Annotated in this window: 18 protein-coding genes and 1 pseudogene; 3 read left to right on the top strand and 16 right to left on the bottom strand. The window is 68.6% G+C overall.

Features of this window, described 5'->3' with window-relative positions; all coding sequences use genetic code 11:
• Together RB628_RS31070 and RB628_RS31065 are read right to left on the bottom strand one after the other, a co-directional pair.
• The gene (locus tag RB628_RS31070) at nt 1-897 is read right to left on the bottom strand and encodes a carbohydrate ABC transporter permease (RefSeq protein WP_318323919.1); all 897 of its coding nucleotides are present in this window, start codon (nt 895-897) and stop codon (nt 1-3) included.
• Nucleotides 890-1,801, bottom strand: a complete 912-nt coding sequence (locus RB628_RS31065) for a carbohydrate ABC transporter permease (protein WP_412180750.1) — start codon at nt 1,799-1,801, stop codon at nt 890-892. The genes RB628_RS31070 and RB628_RS31065 overlap by 8 nt, the downstream gene beginning before the upstream one ends.
• A gap of 238 nt (nt 1,802-2,039) precedes the next feature.
• Between RB628_RS31065 and RB628_RS31060 the strand changes: the two genes are divergently transcribed.
• The gene (locus RB628_RS31060) at nt 2,040-3,029 is read left to right on the top strand and encodes a LacI family DNA-binding transcriptional regulator (protein WP_318323917.1); all 990 of its coding nucleotides are present in this window, start codon (nt 2,040-2,042) and stop codon (nt 3,027-3,029) included.
• A gap of 136 nt (nt 3,030-3,165) precedes the next feature.
• Here the strand turns inward: RB628_RS31060 and RB628_RS31055 are convergent, their stop codons facing one another.
• A complete protein-coding gene (locus tag RB628_RS31055; RefSeq protein WP_318323916.1) occupies nt 3,166-3,876 on the bottom strand; it encodes a cupin in 711 nt (236 codons plus the stop codon).
• 129 nt (nt 3,877-4,005) lie between these two features.
• On the opposite strand from RB628_RS31055, the gene RB628_RS31050 reads away from it, so the two are divergent.
• On the top strand, nt 4,006-4,650 hold the full coding sequence (locus tag RB628_RS31050; protein ID WP_318323915.1) for an SGNH/GDSL hydrolase family protein: 645 nt from the start codon (nt 4,006-4,008) through the stop codon (nt 4,648-4,650).
• A gap of 158 nt (nt 4,651-4,808) precedes the next feature.
• On the opposite strand, the gene RB628_RS31045 is transcribed toward RB628_RS31050, so the two are convergent.
• The 3 genes from RB628_RS31045 to RB628_RS31035 all read right to left on the bottom strand — a co-directional run bounded on the left by RB628_RS31045 (nt 4,809) and on the right by RB628_RS31035 (nt 9,209).
• Nucleotides 4,809-7,082 (bottom strand): right-handed parallel beta-helix repeat-containing protein, encoded by a 2,274-nt coding sequence (locus RB628_RS31045; RefSeq protein WP_318323914.1) that lies wholly within the window; start codon nt 7,080-7,082, stop codon nt 4,809-4,811.
• Nucleotides 7,083-7,658: 576 nt separating this feature from the next.
• Nucleotides 7,659-7,955, bottom strand: coding sequence for a hypothetical protein (locus RB628_RS42730; RefSeq protein ID WP_412180749.1), 297 nt, complete (start codon nt 7,953-7,955; stop codon nt 7,659-7,661).
• A gap of 225 nt (nt 7,956-8,180) precedes the next feature.
• Nucleotides 8,181-9,209, bottom strand: coding sequence for a LacI family DNA-binding transcriptional regulator (locus RB628_RS31035; protein ID WP_318323913.1), 1,029 nt, complete (start codon nt 9,207-9,209; stop codon nt 8,181-8,183).
• A 322-nt stretch (nt 9,210-9,531) separates the two neighbouring features.
• Between RB628_RS31035 and RB628_RS31030 the strand changes: the two genes are divergently transcribed.
• A complete protein-coding gene (locus tag RB628_RS31030; protein ID WP_318323912.1) occupies nt 9,532-10,539 on the top strand; it encodes a LacI family DNA-binding transcriptional regulator in 1,008 nt (335 codons plus the stop codon).
• A 150-nt stretch (nt 10,540-10,689) separates the two neighbouring features.
• Here the strand turns inward: RB628_RS31030 and RB628_RS31025 are convergent, their stop codons facing one another.
• The 10 genes and pseudogenes from RB628_RS31025 to RB628_RS30980 form a co-directional block, all read right to left on the bottom strand.
• Nucleotides 10,690-10,971 (bottom strand): cytochrome P450, encoded by a 282-nt coding sequence (locus RB628_RS31025; RefSeq protein ID WP_318323927.1) that lies wholly within the window; start codon nt 10,969-10,971, stop codon nt 10,690-10,692.
• Between the two features lie 487 nt (nt 10,972-11,458).
• On the bottom strand, nt 11,459-12,265 hold the full coding sequence (locus RB628_RS31020) for an FAD-dependent oxidoreductase (protein ID WP_318323911.1): 807 nt from the start codon (nt 12,263-12,265) through the stop codon (nt 11,459-11,461).
• A gap of 311 nt (nt 12,266-12,576) precedes the next feature.
• Nucleotides 12,577-13,209, bottom strand: coding sequence for a CoA transferase subunit B (locus RB628_RS31015; protein ID WP_318323909.1), 633 nt, complete (start codon nt 13,207-13,209; stop codon nt 12,577-12,579).
• Nucleotides 13,209-13,409: pseudogene (locus RB628_RS31010) on the bottom strand (CoA-transferase); the annotation flags it as partial. The pseudogene RB628_RS31010 and the gene RB628_RS31015, both read right to left, overlap by 1 nt.
• Before the next feature lie 97 nt (nt 13,410-13,506).
• The gene (locus RB628_RS31005) at nt 13,507-14,472 is read right to left on the bottom strand and encodes a fumarylacetoacetate hydrolase family protein (protein WP_318323908.1); all 966 of its coding nucleotides are present in this window, start codon (nt 14,470-14,472) and stop codon (nt 13,507-13,509) included.
• Between the two features lie 93 nt (nt 14,473-14,565).
• A complete protein-coding gene (locus tag RB628_RS31000; protein WP_318323907.1) occupies nt 14,566-15,504 on the bottom strand; it encodes a VOC family protein in 939 nt (312 codons plus the stop codon).
• A gap of 33 nt (nt 15,505-15,537) precedes the next feature.
• Nucleotides 15,538-16,557: an amidohydrolase family protein gene (locus RB628_RS30995; protein WP_318323906.1), complete on the bottom strand. Its 1,020-nt coding sequence runs from the start codon at nt 16,555-16,557 to the stop codon at nt 15,538-15,540.
• Nucleotides 16,554-17,693: an FAD-dependent oxidoreductase gene (locus RB628_RS30990; protein WP_318323905.1), complete on the bottom strand. Its 1,140-nt coding sequence runs from the start codon at nt 17,691-17,693 to the stop codon at nt 16,554-16,556. The genes RB628_RS30995 and RB628_RS30990 overlap by 4 nt, the downstream gene beginning before the upstream one ends.
• A 107-nt stretch (nt 17,694-17,800) precedes the next feature.
• Nucleotides 17,801-18,772, bottom strand: a complete 972-nt coding sequence (locus RB628_RS30985; protein ID WP_318323904.1) for a cyclase family protein — start codon at nt 18,770-18,772, stop codon at nt 17,801-17,803.
• Nucleotides 18,769-19,422, bottom strand: a 654-nt coding sequence (locus RB628_RS30980; protein WP_318323903.1) for a fumarylacetoacetate hydrolase family protein, incomplete at its 5' end; no start/stop codon positions are given. The genes RB628_RS30985 and RB628_RS30980, both read right to left, overlap by 4 nt.

Raw genomic sequence — 19,422 nt, 5'->3', positions numbered from 1 at the left:
TTACTTGCCGCCGGTGGTCGCGATGCCGCGCAGCAGGAAGCGCTGTCCGGCGAGGAAGACGAGGAAGACGGGAACGAGCGACACGACACTCATTGCGAACACCGAGCCCCAGTCCGTCGCGGTCTGCTGGTCGACGAAGGTGCGCAGCGCGAGAGGCGTGGTGTACATGTCCGGGTCGGTCAGATAAATGAGCTGGGTGTAGAAGTCGTTCCAGGTCCAGATGAAGGTGAAGATCGCGGTGGTCGCCAGCGCCGGGACCATCAGCGGGAGGATGAGGGAGAAGAAGATCCGCGCGTGCCCGGCTCCGTCGATCCGTGCGGCCTCGTCGATCTCGCGCGGGATGCCCCGGATGAACTGCACCATCAGGAAGATGAAGAAGGCGTCGGTCGCCAGGAACTTCGGCACGATCAGGGGCAGGAACGTGTTGACCCAGCCGAGCTCCGAGAACAGGACGTACTGGGGCACGATGATCACGTGGATCGGCAGCATGATGGTGACGAGCATGATGGCGAACCAGACGCGCTTCGCCCGGAATTCCAGCCTGGCGAACGCGTACGCGGCCAGGGAGCAGGCGAGGAGGTTCCCGAGGATCGCGCCGGTCACGACGATGACCGAGTTGGTCATGTAGTAGCTGAACGGTTCGGCGAAGGCGGTCCAGCCTTTGCTGTAGTTCTCGAAGCGCGGGTGCGTCAGGGCGAGTCCCGCGCTGCGGAAGATCTGGCTGTTGGGACGCAGCGAGCTGACCACCATCCACAGGACGGGGTAGAGCATCGTCAGGGCGCAGAGAGCCAGCAGGAAGTGCTTGAGAGGGGCGCGCACCGCACGCCTGATCCGGCGTATCGGGTGAGGGCGGGGGGCGAACAGCGAGGCGGGGACGGCTGCGGTGCGGTCAGTCATCGTAGAACACCCAGTACTTTGAGGCCCAGAAGTTGACGGCGGTGAAGGCCGCGACGATGAGGAGCAGGACCCACGCGAGCGCGGACGCGTATCCCATGTCGAAGTGGCCGAACCCGCGCTGGTACAGGTACAGCGAGAAGAAGAGGGTGGAGTCGGCGGGGCCTCCGGTGCCACCGGAGACCACGAAGGCCTGGGTGAAGGTTTGGAAGGCGTGGATGATCTGCAGCACCAGGTTGAAGAAGATGATGGGCGTCAGCAGCGGAATGGTGATGCTGCGGAACTGGCGCCAGCGCTTCGCGCCGTCGACGGAGGCCGCCTCGTAGAGGGAGGTCGGAATCTGCCGCAGCCCGGCGAGGAAGATCACCATGGGGGAGCCGAAGGTCCAGACGTTCAGGACGACGAGGGTCGACAGCGCCGTTCCCGGCTCCGAGATCCAGCCCTGCCCTTGGACTCCGACGAGGGCCAGGGCCTCGTTGACAAGGCCGTTGGTCCCGAACATCGCGCGCCACAGCACGGCGATCGCCACGCTGCCGCCGATCAGTGACGGCAGGTAGAAGACGGAGCGGTAGAAGGCAAGTCCACGCACTCCCCTGTCCAGCAGCAGGGCGAGCCCCAGGGCCATCGCCAGTTGCAGCGGGACGGAGACGAGGACATAGCTGAAAGTCACTTCGAGCGACTTGTGCAGACGCTCGTCGTCGACCATGCGCGTCCAGTTGTCGAGTCCGCTGAACTGCGGCGGCTGCAGCAGGTTGTACTTGGTGAAGCTGAGGTAGAGCGAGGCCAGCATCGGGCCGAGAGTGATCCCGAAGAGCCCGACGAACCATGGCAGTAGGAAGAAGAACGCCGCCTTGTTCTGCTGTCGCACGCCCTTTTGGGACCCGCGCAGTCGGCGTAGTTCGTTGATGGAGCTCACGGCACTGCTCCCTTGAGCGGCGGCATCGGCACACAGTGGTGCGGGCCCGTCCCGGGCCACGCGTCACCCGAAAAGTGATCGTTCACTTTGTGGGTTGCGAGGACCATAGTGAACGATCACTTTTTGCGTCAAGAGTGTGTAGTCTCTGACTTCACCGAACGTTGGCGGAAGGTGGGGGAAGCGGATGGATGGCGCTGACACGGCGCGACGACGGCCTACGATCACCGATGTGGCGCGACTCGCCGGTGTGTCACCCCAGACGGTGTCGCGGTATCTGCGGTTCAACGGCGGGCTGAAGCCCGCGACCCTGGAACGCGTGGAGACGGCCATACGCGAACTCGACTACCGCCCCAACCTGGTGGCGCGGTCCATGCGCACGCGGAAGACCGGCCGGCTGGCGATCCTCATGCCCGCCATGGCTTTCAACCCGTCCCGCATGCTGGCAGGAGCCAGCGCGACGGCACAGGCCGGAGGGTATTTCGTGGACGTCGTGAGCGCGGGGGGCGGCGTTCGCGCGAGGAGCGAACGCCTGCTGGAACTCGCCGACTCGGGACAGTACGAGGGCATTCTCTCCCTCGCCCCCGTGCTACCCGCGGTGGAGAGCAAACTGCACCAGCGGACGACCGTGGTGATCTCTGCCGACTTCGACGACGAGATGCGCGGCATCGGGCAACTGGCCGACGCCACGCCCGTGGTGCGGATGATCGAGCACTTGGCGTCGCTCGGCCACTCCCGGTTTCTTCATGTGGCGGGCGACGCGCAATTCGCTTCCGCCAGGGCGCGCAGGCAGAGCTATCTGGACACCGTCGAACGCCTCGGGGTCGAGTCCGTCGGCGTCTTCGACGGAGACTGGTCGGGAGAGTCCGGCATCGAGGCGATACGGTCGCTCTCGAGCCGTTCGCGCCCGACCGCGGTGATCGCGGCCAACGACCTCGTGGCCGCCGGTGTCGTCCGGGGCGCCCGGGAGCGCGGCTGGGACGTGCCTGGCGACCTCAGCGTGACCGGTTGGGACAACGCGGGGGTCGGGCAGTTCATGACCCCGTCCCTGACCACCGTCGACGTGGAGCTCGAACAACTCGGCAGTACGGCCATGGCCAAGCTGATCGCGGGGTTGCGCGATACGGTGCCCGAGGCGAAGGACGAACCCCTCCTCCGCATCGTCTGGCGGGAGTCGACGGGCGAGCCGCCCGCGACCAGGCATCCCAGCCGCCGGCGGTGACCAAGGGCGGGCGCTGCCGGAGTGGGCGCGGGCCGGCGGCCCCCGTCCGTCCCCCTGCCGGCGCTGCCCTCCTGTCGGCTTCAGGCGCGAGCCGGCCCGGCCGCGTACGCTGCCGGGCCTCAAGCGCACACTTGCATCAGTTCTGGTAGACGTCGAGCCGACCGCACATCCCGAACTTCCGACGGGCAACGGGCTGTTCGGACCTCACGGCGGCATCCGCGAGATGGGGGGACTCCCCCCGCTCCAGCCAGTCGAGCTGCGCCCCAGTGGCCGCGGCGGAGACCTCGGCACCTTGGCGCCACCGCTCGCGCCACTCGGCGATGCGCGGCCGTACCAGCGCGGCGGCAGCCCGGTGGAACGCGGCCAGGGCCTGTGGCCCCTCGGCCTCCCGCAGTGCCCGGTAACCCTCCAGGGCGAGGTCCCGCCGGGCCCGGGCGACACGCTCCTGTTCCTCCTCGGGCGCGTGGGTCGGGATGGCGGTGGCACGGGCGTACGTCTCCGGATCGGTCAGGTACTCGGGGGGCAACGTGAGGACCGCGTCCCCCGCCTCCGGCAGCCCGCTGTTCTGCATCAGAACCGTGATTCGCAAATTACTCTCGTTGACCAGCCGGTGGATGGTGCCGGGCGTGAACCAGGCGACCGTGCCAGCCTGGAGCGGAGTGACCTCGTACCCGGATGCGGTCAGCGTCTGCACGGCCCCGCGTCCGCCGGTGACGACGTAGGCCTCCGAACAGGCCAGGTGCATATGAGGGGTGCCGCCGCACGCCCCGTCGGCGGCGGGCCAGTCGTACACCGACAGATGCGAGACGGCGACGCCCCCGGGCAATCCGGTGTTGGTTGTGCTCATGTGTGTGTCAACACTCCAGTTCATGACAGTAAGCGCTTTCTATTACTGCAATTTACGGGCTGATCGCCCAGTGGGTCAATGTTCTGCCTAAAATCAAGCCTGAAATAGCGAAGTCGCAGGGAGAATGATGTGAACAGTGGGTTGGCGGGCAAGAGTGTCTATGCCTTCGGGGACAGCATTGTGTACGGACATGCGTATCCGCACAGTTTTGTGGACCTCGTTTCAGAGCGCGAGGGCATGCCTCTCACCAAGTTCGCCCGGAACGGCGCGACCATCGCCGCCGACCCCCATGCTTCCGGTGGGCAGATACTTGCGCAGGTCGAGGAGGCGACCGACATCGCGCCGGACTTCGTCATCTTTGACGGAGGCACCAACGACGCCCAGTCCATCTTCAGGGACCGCGCTTACGCGATCGGCACCTACGCGGGCGAACTGGACAGGACGCTGCACACGATGAAGCGGAAATGGCCGACCGCCCGAATCGTGTACGTCGCCGCCCACAAACTCGGTTCGCGGGACTGGGGCACCCAGGTGGCGCTGCGTAAGGTGACCCTGCAGGCCTGTCGCAAGTGGGACATCGCCATTGCCGACATCTTCGGGGATACCACGTTCGACACGCGCGATGACGCTCAGCGTGCGAAATACACATTCGACGACCTGGTCGACGGTTTCCCTGGCACGGAGGGATCGGGAACGCATCCCAATATGGCCGGTATCACCAAATTTTATGTGCCGGTGGTAAGTGACAGGCTGCAGCAGATTTCACCACGTTGATCAGTACGGAAATCAGCTCTGCCAGGCCAATATCGGCCTGGCAGAGCTGATTTCTCTTTGTCAGGGCATCAGCTTGAACTGGGCACTCTAGAAGGTGGAAGCGCTTGCTGGCTTGGGTGCACTTACCCTAATGCCGCGCCACCAGTTGGACCTGGCTGTCACTGGCCGAATCCGGTACCGCGGGAGATGCGGACGTCGTCCACGTGCACGGCCCCGCGCTCGCCCCCGTTCGAGTACCACGCGACCTTCGCGATCCCCGGCATCGAGGTGCGGAACGCCGCGTCGTTCAACACGCGCCGGCCGTCGATGTCCAGGTCGAAGCGTTGGTTCACGGTGTCCACAATGAGCTTGACCGGGTACCACTTGCCAGTGGTGTACGTACCGATCACACGGTCCGTGGTTCCCTCGTACGCGTGGATCTCACCGCGCGCGAACGCGACGCTGACGACCGGGGCGCCGCTGGCGTTGTACAGGTAGGGCAGCCCGAACCAGCCGGCCTGCGTGTCGTTGCGCATCACCTGCGCGTCGATGGTCACCACGCCCTGCAGCGGGGTGCTGAAGAGCCGGCCGAGGTTGGTCCCGTCGGTGCCGCCGCCTTCGATGGTGCGGGTCAGCCGGACGCTCTTGTCGGTGGCGGACGGCGTCCCCACCACGGAGACGTCGTTGTTGGTCGAGATGACTCGCCATCCGTTGGTCCCGTTGGCGAGCGCGCCGGTCGCCAGGCCGTCGAAGGTGTCCGTGAACGCGATGTTGGGCGCGCCTCGTTCGAGGGCACCGATCTCCGGACCGTTCCCGATCGGCACGGTTGCCCCGGAGTAGTCGAGGCCGCCGTTGCCGGTGATCGTGGCACCGGCGTCGGCGAAGACCGATCCTGACTGGAGCGCGAAGTTCGTCGCCGTGGCGAGTCTCGTGCCGTTCTCGTCGCCGTAGGGCCCCGTGACGGCGGCGTTCACGAACTGCGGAGCGCCGACCACGGCGTTCACGTCGGACGAGGGCCGAGTCGTCAGGTTGGACGAGTACCCGTTGTTGTTGTAGACGATGCTGGCTTGCTGCCTGAACTGGGGTGCGGACTGTCCGGAGACGAACAGGTTGTTGGTGAACGTGACCTTGCCGCCGACACCGCCGGTCACCATGGTCGGCGAATCGGTGTTGGCGAAGGTGTTGTTGTAGACGTGTGCCACCGAGCCGGTCTGCTGCGACATGTGGATGTTCCACCGCTTGCTGCCGGTGATGACGTTGTAGCGGATCACCACGCTGCCGAACTTGACCGCGGAGTTGCACGCGCACAGCAGGATGCCGTCGCCGTTGTCGTGGAGGTAGTTGTACTGGAACAGCTGATTGGTGGTGCCGATGTCGGGGTCCAGGGCATTCTGGTCGGCACCGCCGGACGAGAGGCGGGTACCCATGATCTCGTTGTGCTGGACGGTGATGCTGTCGGCCATGTTGGTCTCGACGCCGGAGACACCGACCCGGTCGATCACGTTGCCTTCGACGAGCCCGCCCCGGACGCCGGTGATGTAGATGCCGTTGCAGCCGAAGGGGGTGTTCGCCTGCGTGATGTAGTTGCCGCGGAACGTGACGTTGGTGTACGGCTTCCAGTTGGGGTCGCTGGCCGTGGCGCGCTTGCCCCAGCCGGTGTACACGGCACCGGGCGCGTCACCGGCGTACTGCTTCGTGACGATTCCGTTGAACGAGGTGTTCTTGATGGTGGAGTTCTGCACGGTGATGCCGTCGAGCATCGTGGGGGCGCCGGGCGCGGTGATGTCCTGGACGCCGGTGAGGAAGGCGATGCCGCCGGTGTTCTTCGAACGGTCCCAGCCCTGCCCGAAGGTGATGCCCGGCTTGTTGTTGGCAGTGCTGCCGCCGACCCACTTGACCTCGCCGGTGACGTCGTGCACGTCGACCGAGTCGATCACGAAGTGGTGCAGGGTCTGGCCGTTGTTGCCATGCACGCCGATGCCACGGAAGTCGCCGAGCTTCGAACCGTCTGTCGTCCCGGTGGGCACCGCGTTGGACACGTCGAGGTTGCGGATTTCCCAGTACTGCTGGTTGAACAGCCGCACCGCGTCGCTGACCGTGCCCTGGCCGGCGATCTTCGGCTTGGCGCCCGCCCCGTAGCTGTCGATGGAGATCGGGGCGCCGTCGGCGCCGGAGCCCTTCGGCCACAGCTGCCCGGTCCAGCTGTCACCGGACTCGAAACGAATGGTGTCGCCGGGCTGGAACGTCTTCGAGTTCACCTTGCTCAGCGAGCGCCAAGGCGCGCTGCTGCTGGTTCCGGCATTGCTGTCGCTGCCGCTCATACTTACGTAGTACGTGGTGCCCGCGGCGAAGGCCCGCTGCGCGGGTATGAGCACGATCGACGCGAGCACGACTGCCAGCGCGCACAATGCGGCGGCTGTCGCTCGTGACACAAGTCTTCGGTCGACGGTCATGGTCCTCTTCTTGTCGTCTGGGGTGGTGAGGTACTGGCTCCTGTCGTGACGCCTCCAGCCGGGACGTCGCGTAACGACTCGGGGCGCGGGCAGTTCGGGACCGCGCGGTGGACACGCCGACGGGCGCGCGACGGCATGGGCACGGGTCCGGCCGGACATGCCTCATCGAGGGCTGAGCTCGGCGGTGGCTCCATGAGCCGTGCTTCCAGTGTCACAGTGCCCTCCCGGATGTGAAGCCGGCCCTCGAGAATCTCGCGCCTGCCCCTGGGGCCGTAGCGGGAAATCGTATTCCGCGCAGTGTGCCCAGCTGCGATCGAGTGCGTCAAGGTTTGGAACAGATGAATGCGTCAGCGTTACGGAGGGTCCTGCCGGACGTTGACGGCACCAGGTGACAGCGAGCCGTGGCAGCCCGGTGGCTTCGGACGGCGCTCCGTGCTGGCTGCTCAAGTACCCGCTTCCAGGCGGGGCCCAGCGGTGCATGCGGATCTCCTGGCTCCCGGGGCGCGGGGCGCGGGGCGTGGCAGACCGGCGGTCCGGGCTGCCCCGCCCCGTGGGATCGGTCGCGTGCTCAGCCAGTCACGAGACCTTGACCAGCTTCCATCGCTGGTTGTTGCTGCCGTTGGTGACCCACTGGTCGGTGGGTGTGCCGTCGGTGGAGTTGACGTCGCCGCCGACTTCGACCTTGACGATCTGCAGGGCCGCGCCGTAACCGGGCTTGAGCAAGTAGTACAGGATCTGGTTGCGCTGGGTGACCGGGTAGTCGGCCAGCAGGCGGGTGTTGCCACCTCCTCCGCTGGCCGCGCCCACGCCGTCGAAGGTGACGTTCTGTGCGGGAGATCCTCCTCGGAGGGGGTACGGGTGCGAGTGAGGCATGTACTGAGACTCGGTCCGGGGCCGGTCGTGTGGGATCGCAGAGGCGGGGCCCGCCCGGTGGAGGAGTCGTTTCCTGGTGGGAAATCGCATTCCGCGCAGAATGCCCGCCCGTGATCGAAGGCGTCAAGCGTCGGTCAGCGGGTAAAGATGCGGCTTTGACGTGTCAGGTTCCGTTGGCCTGTAGACGCTGTGTGCGTCGGCCGGAGTGATCGGCTCAGGAGCGGTTCAGGCGACGCGGATCGCCGTGCTGTCGCGCACCACGACCTGCCCGCGCATCATCAGATGCTCTGTTTCCGCACGATCCGCGAGCGCGAGGCGGACCGCTGCGGCACCTGCCTGTGCCAGCGGCAATGACACGGTCGTCAGCCGCGGAGTCACGTCGATGGCGAGCTCGATGTCGTCGAAACCGGTCACCGATACGTCGCCCGGCACCGCCACCCCGGCAGCCCGGAAGGCGGACATCGCACCGATGGCGATGGTGTCGTTTGCGGCGAGGACGGCGTGGGGCGGATTCTCGGCGACCAGACGCCGCGCCGCGTCGAACCCCCCTTGGCGGCTCACCGTGCAGTGCGTGATCCGGATGTGCCGCTCCTCGACGCAGCCGTCGCGGAGCCCGGCCATGAAGCCCGCGGTACGGGCGGAGACGTTCCCCTGCCCGCGCGCGCCGGCGAGGATCGTCACGTGCCTGTGTCCCGACCCGGCGACATAGGTGCCCAACTCCTTCGCGGGGCCGTGATTGTCGAAGCTGATGGAGTCGAACGGCATGTCGGTGTCGCCGACGATCACCACCCGGCCGCCCTCGCGTTCGTAGCCGAGCAACTCGTCGAGCAGGCGGCCGCCCAGGGCGTTCGTGTCGAGGCGGCTCGAGGTCAGGATGAGCGCACGCGGCCGGAGTGCACGCTGCAGCCGGACGGTTTCGAGCTGCCGCTCGGCGGTGCCGTGGGTCGACGAGACGGTTACGAAGGCCCCGGCGTTGCGCGCCTGCCGTTCCATCGCCGCGGCGACTATTCCCATCGACGGGGTCGTGAGGTCGTCGCCGACCACCGCGATCGAGTCGTTCGCGCGCCGCATCGCCCGGGCCGAGGCGTCCGGGGTGTAGCGCAACGCAGCCGCGGCGGAGAGGACGCGCTGTCGGTATTCCTCCGCGACCGTCCGGGAACTGCCGCCCAGCACTCGCGACGCGGTCGGGACCGACACACCGGCGGCCGCCGCCACGTCACGCAGGGTGACGGTCGGCCTCGCTGAATGGGGCATCGTGCTGTTCCTCCCGCACCACGAAAACGAGCCGCCGTCGACGCTACCCGAGGATATCCCTGGCCAGGTCGCCGACGTGAGGACGAAAGCGCCGGTGACTGACTCGGGATACGGTCGCCCGGCTGGAAGGTGGTTGCGTCGGCCCGGTTGGATTCCGGCAGGCATGTGCGGCGCAGTAAGCGCACCGGCCTACGGAGTGACCCTCGGTAGTGAATCCGCGGCTTCCAGGCGCAGGGCGGCTCGGTGCACAATGTGCGGCATGGAAGATGGGGCGGCAGCGCCTGTACGGCGTCGCGGGGAGGCCGTATCCGAGGGGCGCCAGGTGACCCTGCATGATGTGGCGCGGACAGCGGGCGTCTCACAGGCGACGGCGTCGCGGGTGCTCAACGGCAGCGTCCGCAACGTCCGGCAGGAGAACGTCGACCGTGTGCTCACCGCGGCCGCGGAACTGGACTACGCACCGCACCTGTCCGCCCAGGCGATCGCGCGGGGTTCGACGAACATCGCCGCGCTGGTCGTCAGCGGTGTCGACGACCCGTACTTCTCCTCCATCGCGGCAGGGGTGACGCAGGCAGCGGAGGCTGCCGGACTCATTGTGACCATGGCGGTCGCGGACCGCTCCCCGGAGCGGGAACTCCAGATCGTGGGGACGCTGCGCGGCCTGCGCCCCCGCGTCATCATCATGACCGGCAGTCGCATCGACGGCACCGGCACCCGCGATGCTCTGGTCGAGGAACTCGATGCCTACCGGGAAGCGGGCGGCAGCGTGGTCCTGGTAAGCCAGCACGACCTGCCGTTCCGCACCGTCAGCATCGACAACTACGGTGGAGCGCGGCAGCTTGCCCGCGCGCTGGTAGGGCTCGGCTACCGGCGGTTCGCGGTGGTCCGAGCGGGCACCGGCCTCAGGACGTCCCGTGACCGGTGCAGCGGTTTCGTGGAGGGCCTGCGCGAGTTCGGCATCGACGTCGACGAGCGGCTGGTGGTCGAAGCCGAGTTCAGTCGCCGAGGGGGATGTGCGGCGGCCCGGGAGCTCGTCCGGCGGGGACTGGACGGCACGGAACTCGTCTTCGCGGTCAGCGACGTCATGGCGATCGGCGTGATGACCGCATTCCGCGACGCCGGGCTTGTCCCTGGCCAGGACATCGCCGTCGCCGGCTTCGACGACATCGGCCCGGCGGTGGACGTCGTCCCGGAGCTGACCTCCGTGACCGTCCCTCTCCAGCAGGTCGGGTTCCGGGCAATGGAGCTCGCGCTCTCCGACGATGACGCCTCGCGGATCGTACCGGTCGACACGAACGTCGTCCTGCGGGCAAGCACACCCCCTCGATGACCGTGCCGGCTGATCGCGTGGTGACCGTCGGCTGTCCGGCCCTGAGCTGCTCCGCGGCCCGGCCGACGCCCTCGTGGCGGGCGACGGTCTTCCGGCCGGCCGAGCGCGCATAGCCGATGAGCACGGCGCCGTCCTCGGGAGAAGCCCCGCTCAGATCAGAGCACGACGTCGAGTCGAGCCGGGCGGCGGACCATGACCGGGGGGCTCACGGCGATAACCCGGAGCGAGCCGCAGTTCGGGGAAGCGCCCCAGCAGCTGTTCCAGGACGACGCGGGACTCCAACCGGGCCAGTGGTGCGCCGAGGCAGGTGTGGATGCCGTAGCCGAAGGTCATGGGAGTGGCCTGTCCCGCCGGGCGGTCGAGAGAGTAGTCCGCGGCGTCGGCGCCCCAGGCCCGGTCGTCCCAGTTGGCCGACCGGAGGCTGACGGCCAGGCGGTCGCCGGGTTTGACGGGGCAGCCGGAGATCTACCGCTCCTGCGTCACAGTGCGCAGAACGTACTGCAGGGGCGCATTGTGGCGCAGCGACTCCTCGAACGCCGGGGTGCTCGGCGTACCCGTGACCGGCTGGTGGCCGAGTTGTTGTCGGCGGCGAACCCCATCCGCGCTCGGCCACTTCCAAGCGGATCCCAGCGATGCGTTGACCGACGGTCGCGGAGCCTAGGAGAGGTTGTTCTCGACTTCCCGATGAACGCTTGGCGTTCTGTGCCGGGGCGTGCGTCGGGCGCCCTGCTGTTCTGGGACAAACGCCCGCCCCGCCGGGCGCGGGCGCGGCCCCAGCCACGTGGTTCAGGAAGCGGTGTCGTGTGTCTCGCCAGGGCCGAGGCCGAGAAGTGCGGTGAAGCGGGCTTCGACCCGGTCGATCTCACCGAGCTGAGTGAGGATCGAACTGGGGGTGGAGTCACCGGGTGGACCTGAGCGACTACACCGCTGTCCGCCAGGCACTCGACGCCTTCGAGGCCCCCCCGCAAGCCGCACACCGCCCGGCAGTCCCAGCAGGCCTAGAGTGCAGGTCCCCGGTGAATTCCCGGCTTGCGTCGAACGCTTCGAGCATCCACCACTGGTGGCCGTCACGTCCCTTGTTGCGGATGGCGGTCCAGCTGCCCTGCACAGTGCGGGTGTGGGAGAGGACGCACATCCCGGGCTCTGTCGCGACGCTCTCGTCGAAGGTGTAGCCGCCGAAGATGTGCAGGTTGTGCTCGCGCTTGCGGCTGTCGCCCCACAGCGTGCGGCGGACCAGGGAATCGATGCCGTCCGCGCCGATCACGAGGTCCGCCTCGTGGACTCGTCCGTCCGCGAGGTGCAGTCGAACACCGCTCTCGTCCTGCTCGACGCGCTCCACCGTGTGGTTGTCCTGCAGGACTCCCTCGGGCAGCGCGTCGAGCAGCCGCTCGTACAGCTCGGGGCGCAGCAGGCCGATGAAGCCACCGCCGTAGTCGCGGACAACCTGCTCCGGAAGGGCCGCGAGGACTCGGCGGTGGCCGCGGGCGTTGCGGAACTCGGCGGTACAGGGCGCACCCAGGTCCTCGGTGTTCACTCCGAGCAGCCCGAGTGCCTTGATGGGTGGCGGCCACAGGTTGAGGATGTTGCCGGCGGGTCGGGCATGCGGGTAGCGCTCGAACAGCACGACGTCGTGGCCGGCCTGGTGGACGGAGAGTGCGGCGGCCATGCCACCGGGCCCGGCGCCGATGACGGCGACGCGGCCGCGCTCGGCGGGAAGCTTCTTCATGGTGGGTTCCTCAGCCTTGGTCGTCGTTGACCTGGTAGATGGTGAGGGAGGGCTTATCCCGTACAGGCTCGGTGCCCGGCCAGCTGCCAGTCACTGTGAGCATGTGTACCTCTGTGAACAGGGATGGTCGCGGCGGAAATCGTGGTGCATCCATGGTTGAAACTGCCGCCCGATTCCGGTCGATGCCTTTGGCGTCGGTGAAGTCGGCGAACCGAACTGGTTGGTGCAGTTCCGGGCGTGCCGGGGGCTGGAGGGTGGATGTGCCGGACCTCGTCCTGGGCGTACGCAGACGAGGTATCGGTTGTCGTGCCTCAAGCGGCGGTGTGCAGTTTCGCGGCGGTGGCGGCGGTGATGTCGTGGTGGGTGACGCCGGGGGCGGTTTCGACTAGGACCAGGCCGTTGTAGGTGACGTCGATGACGCCCAGGTCGGTGATGACGCGGTGGACGCAGGCCTGGCCCGTGAGGGGCAGGGTGCACTCGTCGAGGATCTTGGGGCTGCCGTCCTTGGCGGTGTGATCCATGAGGACGATGACGCGGCGGGCGCCGTGGACGAGGTCCATGGCACCGCCCATGCCCTTGATCATCTTTCCGGGGATCATCCAGTTGGCGAGGTCGCCGGTCGCGGAGACCTGCATGGCACCGAGCGCGGCGGTGTCGATGTGGCCGCCGCGGATCATTCCGAAGGACAGGGCCGAGTCGAAGAAGGCTGCTCCCGGGAGCACGGTGACGGTTTCCTTGCCGGCGTTGATGAGGTCGGGGTCGACGTCGCGTTCACTGGGGTAGGGCCCGGTGCCGAGGATGCCCTCGGAGTGGAGGACGACGTGGACTCCCGGCGGGAGGTGGCCCGGTACGAGGGTGGGCAGGCCGATGCCGAGGTTGACGTAGGAGCCGTCGGTGAGTTCGGCGGCGGCGCGGGCGGCCATCTGGTCGCGGGTCCAGGGCATCAGCTGTGCACCGTCTCTCGTACCTGGGGCGCGGAGATCGTACGCCGTTCGATCGGTTTGTCGGCGGCTTGCGCGGGCGAGAGGGCGAGGACCCGCTGGACGAAGACGCCGGGCAGATGGATCGCGTCGGGGGGCAGCTCGCCGGGTTCTACGAGTTCCTCGACCTCGGCGATCGTGATGCGGCCGGCGGTGGCCGTCACGGTCGCTCCCGCCCGGGCCGGTGCCTCGACCGTGCCCTGCCGCGCGCGGTCCCGGTGACGGCGACCTTGTCGGCCGGCCTGCTCTCCGCCGCGCGGTTCACGGGCGCGTTCGCGGGCGCGTACGGGCGCGAGGGACGGCCACCGGTTCGGCACCGGGTACCACGGTGTTGGAGACGGTGCCGATGCCCTCGACGGTGAGGGTGACGGTGTCGCCGGGCTTGAGCGGCGACGGGTCCTGGCGGCCGCGCACGCCCCAGAGTTCGGCGAGGCAGCCGCCGTTGCCGCAGGTGCCGGAGCCGAGTACGTCGCCGGGGCGGACCCAGGTGCCGCGGGAGGCGTAGGCGGTCATCTCCTCGAAGGTCCAGCTCATGTTGGACAGCAGGTCCTTGCCGACGACCTCGCCGTTGATCTCGGCGGTCAGAGCCAGGCGCAGGAAGCCGTCGCTGTCGCGGTAGGGCTCCAGCTCGTCCGCGGTGACGAGGTAGGGGCCGAGGGTGGTGGCGGTGTCCTTGCCCTTGCAGGGGCCGAGGCTGACCTGCATCTCGCGGGACTGGAGGTCGCGTGCGGACCAGTCGTTGTAGATGGTGTAGCCGATGATGTGGTCGCGGGCCTGCTCGGGGGTGAGGTCGCGGCCCTCGCGGCCGATGACCGCGGCGACTTCGAGTTCGAAGTCCATTGCCTGGCTGCCGGGCGGCACGGGGACGTCCTCGTGAGCGCCGATGACCGCGTAGGGATTGGTGAAGTAGAAGGTGGGCGCGTCGTACCAGGCGTCCGGGGCGCCCGAGACTCCGTCGATGCTGCGTCGTACACCCTCGACGTGCTCCTCGAACGTGACGAAGTCGCGTACGGACGGCGGTTGGAGCGGCGGCAGCAGCCGCACCTGGGAGACGTGCGGGCCGCGCGGCACGTCCAGGCTTGCGTTGCCCGCCTCGCGCAGTGCCTCGGGGCCGGCCTGGATCAGGTCCAGAAGCGTCCCCGTGCCGGGGCAGGGGTAGAGGGTGCCGTCGTCCTCGACGGTGGCGAGACGGCTGCGGCCGTGCTGTTCGTACGTGGCGAAACGCATGGCATTCCTAGGGAGCTGGGAGGGTTGACACAGGCCGGGGGCGCGGCGGCATGGCAGGGCGGGGGAGTGCGCCGAGCCCCCGGGGCCAAGAGGTCAGACCGGCGGAGCGACGAAGACGCCGCGGTCGACGTCGTTGAGCATCTCCTTGGCGACCATCTCGTTCATCGGGTTGGACGTGCCCCACTGGTCGGCGTTCTCGGGCTTCGTCAGGTCGTAGATGTGCGGGTGCCAGGTGTCCTCGTCCAGCTTTTCGAGCTCGGTGGTGTACTCCACGGTGTTGCCGTGCGGGTCGAGGAAGTACGTGAAGGTGTTGTCGCCCGCCATGTGCCGCCCGGGGCCCCAGATCTTGCGGGCGCCGGAGCGCATCACGCGGCCGGAGCCGCGCATGTACTCGTCGATGCCGCGCATCTCGAAGGAGAGGTGCTGCAGGGAGGTGTGCGGACCGCTGGCGATGGCCATGGAGTGGTGCTGGTTGCTGATCCGCATGAAGTGCATGACCTCGCCCATGTGCGGCAAGGTCATCGTGTCGGACAGCCGGAAGTCGAGGTGCTGCTCGTACCAGGCGCGGGTGGCGTTGATGTCGGGGGAGTTCAGGACGACGTGCGAGAGACGGACGGGGATGGACTCCTTCTCCTCGACACGACGGTGCCGGCGCGCGTCGACGTCGGCCGAGACCTCGATGGTGCGGCCGTCGACGTCGAAGAAGCGGAAGCCGTAGCCGCCGCCGGGGGTGTCGACCTTGCCCGGCTGGGAGATCAACTGCACTCCACCCGCGAGGAGTTGCTCGGCGAGTGTGTCCACGTCGGCGGGGTTCGCCGCGCCGTAGGAGATGAGGTCGAGGCGCTTCTCCTCGGCCTTGCGGAGCCGGACGACGTACTGCTCGGGGGAGCCCTCGGCGGCGAGGAAGGAGATGCCGGAGTCTTCGGCGACCTTGGTCAGGCCCCAGACGCCGGCGTAGAAGTCGAGCTGCTTGTCGTAGTCCGGAACGGCGAGGTCGACGTGTCGCAGGTGGGTGAGCAGACGTGTGCTCATGGTGGGGGGTCTCCTCTGTGCGGTTCGGATGGTTCAGACAAGGCGGAGCAGCGCTGCCGCGTTGCCGCCGCGTACGGCGTGGAAGTGGGGCGCGGGCAGGTCCGTGATGTCGCGCAGCGCGCCGAGCGGGTCGTCGGTGCCCATGTCGAAGGGGAAGTCGGAGCCGAGCAGCACCCGGTCGGGGCCGGCCACCCGGATCAGCTCGCGCAGGACGTCCGGGTCATGGACAAGGGAGTCGAAGTACAGCTGCTTGAGGTAGCTGCTGGGCGGGTGCGCGCAGCCGCGGGTGTCGGTGCGGGCGAGCCAGGCGTGGTCGGAGCGGCCGATGTGGGTGGGCAGATAACCGCCGCCGTGCGCGGCGACGATGCGCAACCCCGGGTGGTTGTCCAGGACTCCGGAGAAGATGAGGTGGGAGAGCGCGACGGCGTTCTCGGTGGGCTGGCCGACGGTGTTGGACAGGTACCAGCGGTTGAGGCGCTCGTCGAGCGTGCAGCCGAAGGGGTGCAGGAAGAGGATCGCGCCGGTTTCCTCGGCACGCCTCCAGAACGGTTCGTACGCGGGGTCCGACAGTTCGCGTCCCGGTGCGTGGCTGGAGATCTCGACACCGCGCAGGCCCAGGCCGAGGGCGTGTTCGAGGGCGTCGACGGCGAGGTCCGGGTGCTGGAGGGGGACGAGGCCGAGGCCGTTCAGCCGTTCCGGGGCCTGGGCGATGTGCGAGGCGGTGCCCTCGTTGGCAAGTTCCCACACCGTACGGGCCAGGTCCTCGTCGGCCCAGTAGTGGTAGTGCGAGGGGGAGGGCGAGACCAGTTGGACGTCGATCCCGGAGGCGTCCATCGCGGCGAGCCGGGCCTTGACGTCGGTCAGCCTCGGGAAGCGGTCCCGGAACATCGGGCCGCTGACGGCGATGGCCTCGGGGCCGTTGCGGCGGGCGTCGAGAGCGCGGGCCGCGGCCAGCCCGGGGTGTCCGGCGACGGCGTCCTCGACCTGCGGGAGCAGGACGTGCGCGTGGACGTCGATCGTGGGTGCGCTGCTCTGGGAACCCACGGTGTTCACGGGGTCTCCTTCAGGACGGACATCGTGCGGCCCATCAGACCGGGTGCGTCGGCGTCACGGACGCCGTCCAGCTGCCACTGGCCGAGTTGCACGGATGCTTCGACCACCATGCGGACACGGTCGATCCGGCGCTCGTAGAAGCCGGTCAGCAGGGCGTCGAGGGAACTCCAGTCCTGTTCCTCGCTCAGCATCTCGGCCAGTACGGAGGCGTCCTCCAGCGACATGGCCGCGCCCTGGGCGAGCGTGGGAGGACAGACGTGGGCCGCGTCACCGATCAGGACGACCCTGCCGCGGTGCCAGGAGCCCTCGACGAGCAGCCGGTCGAACCAGGTGTAGTTGACCTTGGCGGGGTCGGTGATGCTCGCGGCGATCTCCGGCCACGCACCCCCGTACGGCGCGGCCAGCCGCCGCATCTCGTCCGCGTACGAGGCCGGGTCGATGGAGGCGCGGTCGCGGTTGGCCTCGACGAGGTAGGCGTAGCTGGTGTTCTTGCCGGTGGGGCAGTAGCCGGCGATGTAGCACGGTCCGCCGTAGGACAGGTCCATGCGCTCCACGCCCTCGGGGCGGGGCGCGGGGACGCGCCAGATGGCCATGCCGGTCGGTTCGGGTTTGTCGCTGATGCCGATCATCGCGCGCGTGTGGGAGCTGACGCCGTCGGCGGCGATGACAAGGTCGTAGCGGCCCTCGGTGCCGTCGCTGAACCGGGCGGTGACGCCGGACGCGTCCTGGACCAGTTCCTCGGCGGTGGTGCCCAGGCGTATCGCCGCGCCGCTCTCGAGAACGGCCTCACACAGAATCTCCTGCAGCCGGGGCCGCTGCATGCCGAAGATCGGGGGCAGGTCTTCCCCACCGGTGCGGATGTCCTGCTGGACATGGAACACGGTCCCGTCGGGCGCGGCCAGGCCGACGGCGTCGACGGCGTAGCCGCTCTCCCGGACCTTGTCCCATACGCCCACTTCGCGCAGCACGCGCAGCGCGTTGCCCTGGAGGGTGATGCCGGAGCCGAGCACGTTCCAGTCGGGTTTGGCCTCGATGAGTTCCACGTCGATGCCCGCCCGCCGCAGCAGCACGGTTACGGCGTTGCCGGACGCGCCGCCGCCTATGACGAGGACGGTGCGGGGACGGGGGTCGTTCATGGGGTCTCCCTGAGATGGTGCCGCGAAACGGCAAGGGGGGTGTTGCGGGCCGGGCGGGCGAGGGTGGCGTAGCCGTCCGGGCGCGGCACGCCCGGCAGTCCAGGGCGCTACTTGACGGCGATGGGATTCACCGGTGAGCCGACGGACCCTGTGATGGGCAGTGGCGCGGCGGTGAGCCAGAACTCGTACCGGCCGTCGGCGGCGCAATGTGCGGCAAGAGCGTCGAGGTCCCACATCTCCCCGATGAGCAGGCCGATGTGGGGGATGGCGACCTGGTGCAGCGGCTGGAAGGCGTGGTCGAACTCGTTGGGCCGCACCTCGAAGCCCCAGGTGTCGGTGGCGATCCCGGCGATCTCGCTCCGGTGCAGCCAGCCGGCCGTGCTGAAGCTGAGCCCCGGCGCCGGTCCGCCCGCGTAGTCGCCCCAGCCTTCGCGACGGGCGCGGGCCAGCCGCCCGGTGCGCACGAGGACCAGGTCGCCACGAACGACGGTCACGCCGTGCGAGGCGGCGGTTGCGGTCAGGTGCTCCTCGGTGATGGCGAAGCCGTCGGGCAGTTCGCCGTCCTGGCCGATGACCAGGCCCACGTCGAGGAGGACGCCCCGCCCGGCGACGTGCGGTGCCATGTGCTCTATGCCGGTGACCAGGTCGCCTTCGCAGGTGACGACCTTCTCCGCCGGGCGGCCGTTCCACGCCTTGCCGTGATCGAAGATGTGCCCGAGCCCGTCCCATTGGGTGGAGCACTGCAAGGGCATGGCGATCACGTCGTCGGCGCCACCGAAACCGTGCGGAAAGCCCTGGCCGCCCAGAGCGGCGTCGGTGCCGGTGGCGAGCATCGTGTGCACCGGGTTCGTACGCCGCCGCCAGCCCTTCTGCGGGCCGTCCATGTCGAAGCTCTGTGACAAGGAGAAGCTGACGCCGTCATGGATCAGGGCTGCGCCCTCGCGGCGCTTGGTCTCGTCGAGGAAGTTGAGCGTGCCGAGCACGTCGTCCTCGCCCCAGCGGCCCCAGTTCGAGTACGCCTTCGCGGCCTCGGCGATCGCTGCCTCGGGATCCGTACGATCGATACGGTCGGCGCTCATCGGGCCTCCTCCGCGACACAGCGGGTGCGCTGGGCGCCGAGCCCGGTGACCGACCCGTCCATCACGTCGCCGTCGCGCAGCAACCGGCCCCAGTGGATGCCGTTGCCGGCCGGGCTGCCGGTCAGAACCAGGTCGCCGGGGAGCAGTCGGGCGCTCTGGGAGATGTACGAGACCAACCGTGCGACGCCGAAGATCATGTCCGCGGTGGACTCGTCCTGCATGGTCTCGCCGTTGAGTTTAAGGGTGACCTGCAGGTCGGACGGGTCGGCGATGGAGCCGGCCGGGACGATCCACGGGCCGAGCGGGGTGAAGCCGGGGGCGTTCTTGCTGCGCAGCCAGTCGGTGCCGATCGGGGGCATGTCCCGGCGGAAGACGCTCGCGCGGTCGGTCAGGTCGTTGGCGACGGTGTAGCCCGCGACGTACTCCAGCGCCTCCTCCACGGTGACCCGGTAGGCGGGGCGGGACATCACCGCGGCCACCTCCAGCTCCCAGTCGGGCTTCTCGGCCCAGGCGGGCAGCACCACGTCGTCGTAGGGGCCGCTGATCGTGGTCGGCAGGCCGATGAAGACGTACGGGAGGTCCTCGGCGGCCCGCTTGTCCATGACCGCCGCGACCTCGGCGCGGGCCTCCTCGACGGTGCCCGGGGCGTC

Source organism: Streptomyces sp. ADMS, assembly GCF_033441795.1.
GTDB lineage: Bacteria > Actinomycetota > Actinomycetes > Streptomycetales > Streptomycetaceae > Streptomyces.
Note: the sequence above shows the minus strand (reverse complement) of the source record. Positions and strands in the feature narration are given on the sequence as shown.